Genomic DNA, 9,857 nt, shown 5'->3' with positions numbered 1-9,857 from the left:
AGGCCTACGCCGACCGCGTCCGCACCGAAGCCGAACAGCACGCCGCCGAACTGCGCACCGAGGTCGAGCAGTACGCCGTCGACCACCGCGCCGAGGCGGAGCAGTACGCCGCCGAACACCGCGCCGAGGCCGAACGGGCCGCGGCCGAGCTGCGCGCCCTCGCCCAGCAGGAGACCACCCAGCAGCGCGAGAGCGCCGAGGCCTACGCCGACCGCGTCCGCACCGAAGCCGAACAGCACGCCGCCGAACTGCGCACCGAGGTCGAGCAGTACGCCGTCGACCACCGCGCCGAGGCCGACGAGCTGCTGGCCCAGGCCGACGCCGCCGCCGAGCAGCGCCGGGCCGAGGCCGCCCAGGACGCCAAGGCCACCCGCGAGAAGGCCGCCGCCGAGCTGGCGCTGGCCGAGGAGCAGGCCGAGACGGTCCGGGCCGAGGCCGGCCGGGAGCTGTCCGAGGCCCGCGCCACCGCCGACGCCATCCGCGCCGAGGCCGCCGCCGAGCTGGAGCAGGCGCGTGCCGACGGCCAGGACGTGGTGGCCGCCGCCCGGGCCGAGGGAGCCGAGCTGGTCTCCGCCGCCGAGGACGAGGCCGCCGAGGTCCGCCAGTCGGTGGCCGGCCTGCACGAGGCCGCCGCCGAGCAGATCGCCGCGCTGCGGGCCACCGCCGAGCAGGAGGCCGCGGACACCCGCGAGCGGGCCGAGCAGGACGCCACCGAGCTGCGCGAGCTCGCCGAGCGGGAGACCACCGAGCAGCGCGAGGCCGCCGACCGGTACGCCGCCGAGGTGCGCGAGCTGGCCGACCGCGAGACGGCCGAGCTGCGCGCCCGGACCGAGGCCGAGACCACCGCCCTGCGCGAGCAGACCGAGCTGGAGCTCACCGCCGAGCGCGAGGCCGTCGAGGCCGAGCTCGGCCGGCAGCGGGCCGAGGCCCAGGCCTACGACGAGCAGCTGCGCGCCGAGGCCGAGGCCGAACTGCGGGCCGCCCAGGAGGCCGCCGAGCAGCTGCGCGCGGACGCCGAGGCGCAGGCCGCCCGTACGGTCGCCGACGCCGACGCCCAGGCCCGGCGGACGATCGCCGAGGCCGAGGAGCTGGCCGCCGGGCTGCGCGCCGAGGCCGAGGAGTACGCACTGGCCACCCGCACCCTGGCCGACGAGTACGACGCCGCCACCCACGCCCGCGCCGACGCCTACGACGCGCAGACCCGGGAGGCCGCCGAGCAGTTCGACAAGGCCACCCGGGACCGCGCCAAGTCCGTGCTGGAGAAGGCCTTCGCCGACGCCGAGTCGCTCGGCGAGGACGCCCAGACCACCGCGCTGGCCACCACCGCCGCCGCCGAGGAGCAGGCGGACGCGATGGTCGCCGCCGCCCGCAAGGAGGCCGACCGGCTGGTCGCGGCCGGCGAGGCGGCCGGTCAGGTCGAGGTCGAGAAGGGCCGCGCCGACGCCGACACGCTGCTCGCCGAGGCCCGCCGGGACGCCACCGCGATCCGCGAGCGCGCCGAGGAGCTGCGCGAGCGCACCGACGCCGAGGTGGAGGCGCTGCACGAGCGGGCCCGCAAGGAGAACGCGGCGGCCATGAAGTCGGCCGGCGAGCGGGTGGACGCGCTGGTGACGGCCGCCCAGGAACAGCTCACCGAGGCCGAGGAGCAGGCGGTGGCCACCGTCGCCGAGGCCGAGGACCGCGCCGCCGCCCTGGTCGCGGCCGCCGAGGAGCGGGCGTCCGAGCTCACCTCGGAGGCGTCCGCGGAGGCCAGCAAGGTCCGGCTGTCCGCCGTCCGCAAGGCCGAGGGGCTGCTCAAGGAGGCGGAGACCAAGCTCGCCAACTCCACCGAGCGGGCCGAGTCGCTGATCGCGAAGTCCGAGGCGAAGCTGCGCGCGGCCGAGGCGGAGGCCGAGGAGCGCCTCGACGGCGCGGCCGCCGAGGCGGAGAAGCGGCTGCGCGACGCCGACCGCACCGCGGACGAGCAGATCGAGCTGGCGAAGGCGGAGGCCGAGCGACTGATCGCCGAGGCGAAGGCCGAGGCCGAGCGGGTCACCGAGGAGGGCCGGCGCGAGCTGGACGAACTGGTGCGCCGCCGCAAGGACATCAACACCGAGATCTCCAGGGTCCAGGACGTGCTCTCGGCGCTGGAGGCGTTCGAGGCACCGACACCGGTCGCCCAGGTCAACGGGGGAAGCAACACCAAGAAGGACGGGGGCGCCAAGGCCGGTGCCGGAGTTGGCTCCCCCCGGTCGGGTGGCAATCGTTCCAAGAACGCACCACCCGATTGAGCGGACATTGGCGGTCATTGTCCGTGAGACAACGGCATTTCGCCGTCGACACTCCGGTACCGTGTCAGGATTCCCTCAACCACCTCAGCGGTTTGACGACAGGAAGCCCAGAGTCCCATGAGCGACAGTCACTCCCCTCACGGCTTCGACCTGGTACGCCGTGGGTACGAGCGCGCCCAGGTCGACGAGCGGATCACCAAGCTGGTGGCCGACCGTGACAGTGCCCTGACCCGGATCAGCGCACTGGAGAAGCGCATCGAGGAGCTCCACCTCGAAACCCAGACCGCCCAGGCGGCGGTCGCCGAGCAGGAGCCCTCCTACGCCGGCCTCGGCGCCCGGGTCGAGAAGATCCTGCGGCTCGCCGAGGAGGAGGCCAAGGACCTGCGCGACGAGGCGCACCGCGCCTCCGAGCAGCACCGCGAGCTGGCCGAGGCCGCCGCCCAGCAGGTCCGCACCGAGGCCGAGAACTACGCCAAGGACCGCAAGGCCAAGGCGGAGGACGAGGGGCTGCGGATCGTCGACAAGGCGAAGAGCGACTCCGCCCAGCTGCGCGCCGAGGCCAACAAGGACGCCCAGAACAAGCGCGAGGAGGCGGACGCCCTCTTCGAGGAGACCCGCACCAAGGCCGCCCAGGCCGCCCTGGAGTTCGAGACGAACCTGGCCAAGCGCCGCGAGCAGTCCGAGCGCGACCTGGCCGCCCGTCAGGCCAAGGCCGAGAAGCGCCTGGCCGAGATCGAGCACCGGGCCGAGCAGCTGCGCCTGGAGGCCGAGAAGCTGCGCACCGACGCCGAGCGCCGGGCCCGCCAGACCGTCGAGACGGCCCAGCGCCAGTCCGAGGACATCGTGGCGGACGCCAACGCCAAGGCGGACCGCATCCGCAGCGAGTCCGAGCGCGAGCTGGCGGCGCTGACCAACCGTCGCGACAGCATCAACGCCCAGCTGACCAACGTCCGCGAGATGCTGGCGACGCTGACCGGCGCGGCCGTGGCCGCCGCCTCGCTGCCGAACGACGACACCATGGGCGTGCCCGCCCAGCAGTCGCGCTGACGCAGCCGCTGACGCGGTCGTACGACAGGCCCTCACCCGCCCGGGTGAGGGCCTGTCGTACGACCACCCGTCATCACCTCGGGGGCAATTACCGGGGGTACGCCCCGTCGGGCCGCTGGTGCCCGCTGCTGAGCTGGTTCCCCTCGTCGTCCGACACGGTGCCGTACCAGGAGGTGCACCAGACCGACACCGAGTCCGGCCAGTACTGCACCTCGAAGGGGTGCCCGGAGCCGTAGTCGCCGTACGAGGTGACGATGAAGGTCTCGCCGGGGCGCATCCAGTAGTCCTCGCCCAGCGGCTCCAGGGTCAGCTCCACCAGCCCCTCGCCGCGGTTGGTCACCGGCATCCGGCCGGTGACCTCCAGCGCGGAGAAGTCCCAGCCCGCCGCGTCCGGGCTCATCCGGCGGCCACCCGGGCGAGCAGCCGGCGGACGGCGGCGTCGAACGCGCCCGGGGACTCCATGGCGCTCAGGTGGCCCACGCCGGGGACGACGGTCAGCTCGTCGTCCGGGCGGGCCCGGTGCATCAGTTCGGCCTCCTCGGGCGCCACCAGGGCGTCCTGGGCGCCCGCGAGGAACGCCACCGGCACCCGGAGCCCGGCCAGCACCTCCAGGGAGTCCGGACGGGCCGCCATGGCCCGCTGGGCCCACGCGACGGAGGCGGGCGGCGCGGCGGCCACCATCGCCTGCACCCGCTCCACCAGGTGCTGGGAGTCGGGGCCCAGCTGCCCGGCCGCGACCTGCTCGTCCAGCAGCAGCTGGACGCTGCCCCGGGCGGTCACGGCGGCGGCGATCCGCTCCCGGTTGGCCCGCACGGCGTCCGGGTCCGCGGTGGCGCGGGTGTTGGCCAGCAGCAGGCCGGACAGCCGGTCCGGGTGGCGGCGGGCGAAGGCGAGCGCCACGTAGCCGCCCATGGAGAGTCCGCCGACCACCGCGCGGTCGATCCCGGCCGCGTCCAGCAGCAGCGCCAGGTCGTCGGCGACGAGGTCCAGCGAGGGTTCGTCGGTGCCCAGCTCGGTCCCGCCGAAGCCCCGCTGGTCGGGGGCGAGCACCCGGACCTCGTCCCCGGTCAGTCCGGGCAGCGCGTCCAGCTGGGCGGACCACATCGAGGCGTTCAACGGGAAGGCGTGCAGCAGCACGAGGGGTGTTCCGGTACCGCTCTCGCGGACGGACACTGCGGAGGGGAGCTGGCTCATGCAGCCACCGTATTGCGGCGCGCCCGACGGGCCCACTCAGCGGGCCGCGATATCCGCTTTGTCCTAGCCTGCCAGAGAGCAAGGGAGCGCCAATGATCGAGTTGCACGACCTGACGAAACGTTACGGCAAGACGCTCGCGGTGGACCGGCTCAGCTTCTCGGTCCCCCAGGGAGTGGTCACCGGCTTCCTCGGGCCCAACGGCGCGGGCAAGTCCACCACCATGCGCATGATCCTCGACCTGGACCGCCCCACCAGCGGCCGGGTCACCATCGACGGCAAGCGCTACGGGCAGCTCAGCGAGCCGCTCAAGTACATCGGCGCCCTGCTGGAGGCCAAGGCCGTCCACCCCGGCCGCACCGCCCGCGACCACCTGCTCTGGCTCGCCCAGAGCAACCGGATCCCGGTCGGACGGGTGGACGAGGTACTCGCCCTGGTCGGCCTCACCCCGGTCGCCCGCAAGCGCGCCCGCGGCTTCTCGCTCGGCATGGGCCAGCGCCTGGGCATCGCCTCCGCCCTGCTCGGCGACCCGGAGATCGTCATGTTCGACGAACCGGTCAACGGCCTCGACCCGGAGGGCATCCTCTGGATCCGCAACCTGATGAAGCGCCTGGCCGGCGAGGGCCGGACCGTCTTCGTCTCCTCCCACCTGATGAGCGAGATGGCCGTCACCGCCGACCACCTGGTGGTCATCGGCAAGGGCCGGCTGCTCGCCGACCTGGCGATGCCGGAGTTCATCCGGCGCAACTCCCGCTCCGCCGTCCGGCTGCGCACCCCGCAGCCCGAGCGCCTGCTCGACGTGCTGGCCGGCGCCGGCCTGCGGTACGAACCAGGCCCCGACGGCTCGTACGAGGTGGTCGACGGCGACATCGCCCGGCTCGGCGAACTGGTCGCCGCGCACGGCGTGGTGCTGCACGAACTCAGCCCCCAGCAGGCCTCGTTGGAGGAGGCGTTCATGCAGATGACGGCGGACTCGGTGGAGTACCACGCGGGCGACGGCCCCGGCCGGGACGCCGCCGGCGCACCCGGCGAGTGGGGCGCGGGCTGGAAGGCGGACGGCGCCCGGCCGACCGCGGCGGCGCGGCAGGAGGAGAACTGAGATGACGTCCTTCCCGGCGATCCTGCGCTCCGAGTGGACGAAGATCCGCAGCGTCCGCTCCACCGTCTGGACCCTCGCGCTGGCCTTCGTGGTCACCGTCGGCATCGGCGCGCTGCTGTCCCTGCTCACCAACAACAACTTCACCGAGTTCAGACGCCACGAGGTGACCCCGTTCGACGCCACCGGCACGGCGTTCTCCGGCATCATGCTCGGCGAGCTGGCCATCATCGTCTTCGGGGTGCTGGCGATCGGCAACGAGTACAGCAGCGGCATGATCCGGGTCACCCTGGCCGCCGTCCCCCAGCGCGGCACCCTGCTGGCCGGGAAGGCACTGGTGCTCGGCGGGCTGGCCCTGGCGGTCTCGCTGGTGACCGCCTTCGTCACCTTCTTCGTCGGCCAGGCGCTGCTCGGCTCGCACTCCACCACCCTGGGCGAACCGAACGTGCTGCGCGCGGTGCTCGGCGCCGCGCTCTACCTGACGATGCTCTGCCTGTTCTCGGCCGGCGTCACCGCCATGCTGCACAACCAGACCCTCGCCCTGGGCGTGCTGGTGCCGTTCTTCTTCCTGCTCTCGCCGATCCTCTCGGCGGTGCCGAAGGTCAAGACCCTGGCCCACTACTTCCCCGACTACGCCGGCTCGCGGATGCTGCTGGTGTACGAGCAGAACGGCCAGCCGTACGGGCCGTGGGCGGGCTTCACGATCTGCCTGGCCTGGACCGCGGCCGCGCTGGTCGGCGGCGCACTGGTGCTCAAGAACCGGGACGCGTGACGGCTCGGCGGACTCAGTAGCGCGGAGCGCCGCGGCCCCGGAGCAGGTTGGAGGCCCGGCGCTCCCGCGCTCCCCAGCACGCCCGGTGCCAGTGCCGCCGGTCGTCCACCCCGGCGCCGTGCATCGGCCAGGCCACCACGTGGCCCACCCCGGGCGGGATCTCCTGGTCGCAGCCCGGGCAGCGGTAGAACCGCCCTGAGGTCCCGGCGACCGTCTGCACCACCCAGTCGTCGCCCTGGTAGTTCTCGGTGCGGCGCAGCGAACCGCCGAGCGGGGCGGCGGCCGGTTCGGCGTTCTCGCGGTCGGCGGCGCTCTTGATCCGGTTGCGGCGGGGCACGGCGGTCTGCCTCTCTTCCGGGGGCTCGAAGTCGCTCCAGCCTAAGGGTGTCAAACCCTTTTATCGGCCTCTATCACGGCTTCGGCCGGCCCGTCCGGGGTTTTTGCCGAGATCCACCCGATCATCGGGGAAATCGGGGGTTCCGCGTGCCATTGGCACATGACATCGGATACCCACGAGTGGACAGGCGGGGCCCGCAGACCCTGCGTGCACCCGAGGAGGCCCCCAGGATGACCAAGACCAGCCCGCGCGCCGAGACCCGCCGCCCGGTCGGCGTGCGCCCGCCCGCCCCGGGCCCGGCGCTCACCTCCGTACCGCCGCTGGCCGTCACCGGCGAACCGCTGACCGCCGCCCAGCGCACCGGCGCGCTGCCGCCGGACACCGCCCCGGTACGGGTCGGCGCGTTCCTGCTGTCCGCGCAGTTCCCCGGGCAGAGCCACGGCGAGGTGCTGGAGCGCACCGTCCGGGCCACCGTCGAGGCGGAACGCGCGGGCCTGGACAGCGTCTGGCTGGCCGAGCACCACTTCGTCCCGTACGGAGTCTGCCCCGATGCCGCGACGCTCGCCGCGCTGCTGCTCGGCCGCACCCGCCGGATCGGCATCGGCACCGCCGTCAGCGTGCTCTCCACCAGCCACCCGGTGGCCCTCGGCGAGCAGGCCGCGCTGCTGCACCTCACCTCCGGCGGGCGCTTCACGCTCGGGGTGGGCCGCGGCGGGCCGTGGATCGACCTGGACGTGTTCGGCAGCGGGGTGGAGGCCTTCGAGACCGGCTTCCCGGAGCGGCTGGACCTGCTATTGCGCTGGCTGCGCGGCTCCCGGGTCGGCGCGGACGGACCGCAGTTCTCCTTCCCCGAGGTCGCGGTGGTGCCGCGGGCCACCGAGTCGGTGCGCCGACCGGGCCTGGGCAGCTGGCTCGGCCTGGACGAGCCCTCCGGCCCGGTGCGCTTCCCCCGCCAGCGCCAGGACGCCGACGGCCTCGCCGAGGAACGCGACCGCAGCGGACGGCCGCTGGCCGGCCCGCCCGTGGTGGTCGCCTGCACCTCCCCGGGCGGGGTGCGGCTGGCCGCCGAGCGCGGCCTGCCGATGCTGCTCGGCATGCACTCCGGCGACGACGACAAGATGCGGATGCTGGAGCTCTACCGCGCCGCCTGGCTGGCCGCCGGGCGGGGCGAGGAGCAACTGCGCCGGGTGACCCGCCAGCACGTCGCGGCCGGCGTGGCCCAGGTGGACGACCGCACCTCGGCGGCCCGGGCCACCCTGCTGAACGCGATGCCCGGCTGGTTCGAGTACGGGCTCGGCGCCCACCGCACCGTGGACGGCCGCGAACGCAAGATGCGCGACCCGCACCAGTACACCGAACTGCTCTGCGACCTGCACGCGGTGGGCACCCCCAAGCAGTGCGCCGACCGGCTGCTGGCCACCGCCGAGCGCACCGGGATCCGCCGCTTCGCCCTGCTCGCGGAGGGCAGCGGCGACCGCGAGGCGACCCTGCACAACATCGCCCGGCTCGGCTCCGAGGTGCTGCCGCAGCTGGGCTGACCCCCGGACCCGGACCGCCGCCCCTCCCCCCGCACCGGGGGACGGGACGGCCGGCTCCGGCCGGATCAGCAGTCCCGCAGCTCCTCGGACTGGTTGAGCAGCTGCTCCCGGACGGAGGTGAAGCGGTCGTACCGCGCCTCGTTGGCCTCCGACGGCACGAACACCGCCACCCGGTGACAGTTCTGGAAGGCCAGCCGGACGCCGAAGTGGCGCTGCAGGGCGCCCCGGATGGCATCGCTGGCCAGGGCGCGCAGCAGCTGGCCACGGGCCTGCTCGCTGGGCGGCGGCACCTGGTTGTCGGCGAAGTCGGTACCGTCGACCTTGGCCTGCGCGACCAGCGAGCTGATCAGGTCCCAGGCGTACGGCAGCGAGACGCGGACGCAGTCGACGAATTCCCGCTCGTCGACCTCGCCCCGCTCGGCCTTTTCCAGCAGGGCCGGTGAGACGTCGAGCGACATGGATTCTCCTCTCGCGGTCCACCCGCGCGGCGCCCGGGTGGTCGTGCGTAGTCCAAGCTCACAGGGAGGGTGGGCGAAATCGCAGGCGGTGTCCGGAACACCGTCGAACGGGGGGTTTCCGGCACCTGTTGCGAAGGCGGCGGCGCCACGGGACGTGACGTCCTGAACACCGACCGCGTCAGAACAGCGTGGCAGTCAACGGCGGAGCAGGCCGGTCGTTCCTACGGATTGCTCCGGAAATACGCCGTGGTGCACCAGATTGGCCTGATCCCGTCGGATCGTTCATCTGAAGTCTCCATCCCCGTTGACAGCGACCCCGCATCCGTAGCGTCACACACCGTAGCGACCCCAGGGGGGCGTACGCCAGAGCGCGGCGAGCGGCGTCGGGTCCGCCGAACCTCCATGTTCGCGGGGTTCGCGCTTTCTTCACCCGGTCGTCTCGGAATCGCATCAACTGGCCCCGGTGGGCTAGCGTGGTCGACCGTGCGTCTCGTAATTGCCCGCTGCTCAGTCGACTATGCCGGTCGGCTCTCCGCCCATCTGCCCTCCGCCACCAGGCTGATCCTGGTCAAGGCCGACGGCAGCGTCAGCATCCACGCCGACGACCGCGCCTACAAGCCGCTCAACTGGATGTCCCCGCCGTGCGTCCTCAAGGAGGCCGACGGGGTCTGGACGGTGGAGAACAAGGCCGGCGAGAAGCTCATCATCACGCTGGAGGAGGTGCTGCACGACTCCTCCCACGAACTCGGGGTGGACCCGGGCCTGATCAAGGACGGCGTCGAGGCGCACCTCCAGGAGCTGCTCGCGGACCGGATGGAGGTGCTCGGCACCGGCTGGTCGCTGATCCGCCGCGAGTACCCGACCGCGATCGGCCCGGTCGACATCCTCTGCCGCGACTCCGACGGCGCCACGGTGGCCGTGGAGATCAAGCGCCGTGGCGAGATCGACGGCGTCGAGCAGCTCACCCGCTACCTCGAACTCCTCAACCGGGACCCGCTGTTGGCCCCGGTCAAGGGCGTCTTCGCCGCGCAGGAGATCAAGCCCCAGGCCCGCGTCCTGGCCACCGACCGGGGCATCGGCTGCGTGGTGCTGGACTACGACGAGCTGCGCGGCATCGACGACGACAAGCTCAAGCTGTTCTGACCGG

Annotated in this window: 9 protein-coding genes and 1 pseudogene; 6 read left to right on the top strand and 4 right to left on the bottom strand. The window is 73.4% G+C overall.

The window, feature by feature from the left end:
• Together AB0F71_RS16155 and AB0F71_RS16150 are read left to right on the top strand one after the other, a co-directional pair.
• Positions 1-2,270: pseudogene (locus tag AB0F71_RS16155) on the top strand (hypothetical protein); the annotation flags it as partial.
• Positions 2,271-2,387: 117 nt separating this feature from the next.
• On the top strand, positions 2,388-3,317 hold the full coding sequence (locus AB0F71_RS16150) for a cellulose-binding protein (protein ID WP_188306039.1): 930 nt from the start codon (positions 2,388-2,390) through the stop codon (positions 3,315-3,317).
• Between the two features lie 88 nt (positions 3,318-3,405).
• Here AB0F71_RS16150 and AB0F71_RS16145 read toward each other — a convergent pair whose 3' ends face one another.
• Positions 3,406-3,717 (bottom strand): hypothetical protein, encoded by a 312-nt coding sequence (locus tag AB0F71_RS16145; protein WP_360233680.1) that lies wholly within the window; start codon positions 3,715-3,717, stop codon positions 3,406-3,408.
• Positions 3,714-4,511, bottom strand: coding sequence for an alpha/beta hydrolase (locus AB0F71_RS16140; protein ID WP_360233677.1), 798 nt, complete (start codon positions 4,509-4,511; stop codon positions 3,714-3,716). Before AB0F71_RS16140 ends, AB0F71_RS16145 begins: the two co-directional genes overlap by 4 nt.
• A gap of 92 nt (positions 4,512-4,603) precedes the next feature.
• On the opposite strand from AB0F71_RS16140, the gene AB0F71_RS16135 reads away from it, so the two are divergent.
• Both AB0F71_RS16135 and AB0F71_RS16130 read left to right on the top strand, forming a co-directional pair.
• Positions 4,604-5,608 (top strand): ABC transporter ATP-binding protein, encoded by a 1,005-nt coding sequence (locus AB0F71_RS16135; RefSeq protein WP_360233674.1) that lies wholly within the window; start codon positions 4,604-4,606, stop codon positions 5,606-5,608.
• Position 5,609: 1 nt separating this feature from the next.
• Complete coding sequence (locus tag AB0F71_RS16130) at positions 5,610-6,377, top strand: ABC transporter permease subunit (protein ID WP_360233671.1); 768 nt, start codon at positions 5,610-5,612, stop codon at positions 6,375-6,377.
• Positions 6,378-6,390: 13 nt separating this feature from the next.
• Here AB0F71_RS16130 and AB0F71_RS16125 read toward each other — a convergent pair whose 3' ends face one another.
• The gene (locus AB0F71_RS16125; protein ID WP_360233668.1) at positions 6,391-6,714 is read right to left on the bottom strand and encodes an ATP/GTP-binding protein; all 324 of its coding nucleotides are present in this window, start codon (positions 6,712-6,714) and stop codon (positions 6,391-6,393) included.
• Between the two features lie 230 nt (positions 6,715-6,944).
• Here AB0F71_RS16125 and AB0F71_RS16120 point away from each other — a divergent pair, with 230 nt between their 5' ends.
• On the top strand, positions 6,945-8,252 hold the full coding sequence (locus AB0F71_RS16120) for an LLM class flavin-dependent oxidoreductase (protein ID WP_360233665.1): 1,308 nt from the start codon (positions 6,945-6,947) through the stop codon (positions 8,250-8,252).
• Positions 8,253-8,317: 65 nt separating this feature from the next.
• Here the strand turns inward: AB0F71_RS16120 and AB0F71_RS16115 are convergent, their stop codons facing one another.
• On the bottom strand, positions 8,318-8,710 hold the full coding sequence (locus tag AB0F71_RS16115) for an SCO5389 family protein (protein ID WP_350504362.1): 393 nt from the start codon (positions 8,708-8,710) through the stop codon (positions 8,318-8,320).
• 483 nt (positions 8,711-9,193) lie between these two features.
• Between AB0F71_RS16115 and nucS the strand changes: the two genes are divergently transcribed.
• Positions 9,194-9,853 carry an endonuclease NucS gene (gene nucS / locus AB0F71_RS16110; RefSeq protein WP_360233661.1) on the top strand — a complete coding sequence of 220 codons (660 nt, stop codon included), beginning with the start codon at positions 9,194-9,196 and terminating at the stop codon, positions 9,851-9,853.
• Positions 9,854-9,857 lie beyond the last annotated feature (4 nt).

Source organism: Kitasatospora sp. NPDC028055, assembly GCF_040637885.1.
In the GTDB taxonomy this organism is placed as follows: domain Bacteria; phylum Actinomycetota; class Actinomycetes; order Streptomycetales; family Streptomycetaceae; genus Kitasatospora.
Note: the sequence above shows the minus strand (reverse complement) of the source record. Positions and strands in the feature narration are given on the sequence as shown.

Coding starts and splice junctions, on each gene's coding strand:
- AB0F71_RS16120 (WP_360233665.1), top strand. CDS start 6,945: ATGACCAAGACCAGCCCGCGCGCCGAGACCCGCCGCCCGGTCGGCGTG.
- AB0F71_RS16135 (WP_360233674.1), top strand. CDS start 4,604: ATGATCGAGTTGCACGACCTGACGAAACGTTACGGCAAGACGCTCGCG.
- AB0F71_RS16115 (WP_350504362.1), bottom strand. CDS start 8,710: ATGTCGCTCGACGTCTCACCGGCCCTGCTGGAAAAGGCCGAGCGGGGC.
- AB0F71_RS16140 (WP_360233677.1), bottom strand. CDS start 4,511: ATGAGCCAGCTCCCCTCCGCAGTGTCCGTCCGCGAGAGCGGTACCGGA.
- AB0F71_RS16145 (WP_360233680.1), bottom strand. CDS start 3,717: ATGAGCCCGGACGCGGCGGGCTGGGACTTCTCCGCGCTGGAGGTCACC.
- AB0F71_RS16150 (WP_188306039.1), top strand. CDS start 2,388: ATGAGCGACAGTCACTCCCCTCACGGCTTCGACCTGGTACGCCGTGGG.
- AB0F71_RS16130 (WP_360233671.1), top strand. CDS start 5,610: ATGACGTCCTTCCCGGCGATCCTGCGCTCCGAGTGGACGAAGATCCGC.